A 1,414-nucleotide genomic window follows, 5' to 3' on the forward strand; every position below is an offset into this window, starting at 1 on the left:
CGCCAACGCTGTACGAATTTGTGTGGAACGAATATTGCGACTGGTACATCGAGCTGGCAAAAGTGCAAATCCAAACCGGCTGCCCGACAACCCAGCGCCCCACACGCCGCACCCTCGTGCGCGTACTCGAAACCATCCTGCGCCTGCTGCACCCCATCATGCCGTTCATTACCGAAGAGCTGTGGCAGGTCGTTGCGCCTCTGGCGAATGCCAAAACCGCCGACAGCATCATGTTGGCCGCCTATCCGCAAGCCGATAAAGAGAAAATCGTTCAGACGGCCTTCGATAAAATGGCCGCATTGAAAGACTTGGTGGAAGAAGTGCGCAAACTGCGCGGCGAAATGGGTATCGCGCCAAACGTCAAAGCGCCGCTGTTTGTCGAAGGCGGCAGCGACTTGGCCGACTGCCTCAAATACCTGCCCGCGCTCACCCGCCTCACCGAAGCCAAGCTGGTGAACAAACTGCCCGAAGCCGAAGACGCGCCCGTGGCCGTCTGCAACGGCGCGCGCCTGATGCTCAAAGTGGAAATCGACAAAGCCGCCGAAACCGCCCGCCTGACCAAAGAAGCCGAAAAACTGCAAAAAGCCTTGGACAAACTCAACGCCAAACTGTCCAAACCCGGCTACACCGACAAAGCCCCGGCGCATTTGGTGGAGAAGGATAAAGCCGATTTGGCGGATTTGACGGATAAGATGGGGAAAGTTGAGGGGCAGTTGGCGAAGTTGAGAGGGTAGTGGTTATTTGGTTGTAAGAAAGGTAGCCTGAAAATGGTGGGTTATTTTCAGGCTGCTTTTATTGCATGATTAGTCATTAGAATAATTAATTGCCCATTCATTCAGTAACACTTTATAATAATAGCTTAGACATCTTGATGTACAGTAAGGTTCTTTACTCAAATGAACACAAAAAATATTCTTGTCGATGCTAGCAATTGCGTGTACACATCTGCTGATTTAACAATTTCTACTGGTTACCAAATCAATGATAGTAATATGCGCATTAATGTGTCATTTATTAAGCATGTCCCTACACCAATTCTTTCATCTGATGGTCAAGGATATGGAGAGATGAAGCCTATGCGTGTAGCTAATATCGATTTAGATATTCAAGCCGCAAAAATACTAATTGACACATTAAGTATGCTTATTTCCGGTGCAGAAAAATAGAAGGTGAAGAATATGATAACTTTTTTTCATCTAGACGATGCTTATTTGGCACATAAAATAAATAATAGCTTTCAAACTCCTATTATTTCTTATTGCGAGAAAATAATATCATCTTACCAATTATCATTCTTGAACTATAACTACAACTTCACGATTGAGGAAATGAGAGAAAGAATGACAGAAGAAACCATCTTACCCAAACACATCAAAACCCACCCCCCACACACACCCAACACCACCAACAACAA

General features: G+C 46.1%; 2 protein-coding genes. Both read left to right on the plus strand.

Going from position 1 to position 1,414, the window contains the following annotated elements; genetic code table 11:
• On the plus strand, positions 1-734 hold a 734-nt coding region (locus ACTHUT_RS20660), incomplete at its 5' end, for a class I tRNA ligase family protein (protein WP_440419674.1).
• A gap of 162 nt (positions 735-896) precedes the next feature.
• A complete protein-coding gene (locus ACTHUT_RS20665; RefSeq protein ID WP_250601599.1) occupies positions 897-1,166 on the plus strand; it encodes a hypothetical protein in 270 nt (89 codons plus the stop codon).
• Positions 1,167-1,414: the final 248 nt, after the last annotated feature.

Source organism: Neisseria sp. P0022.S010 (assembly GCF_051956635.1).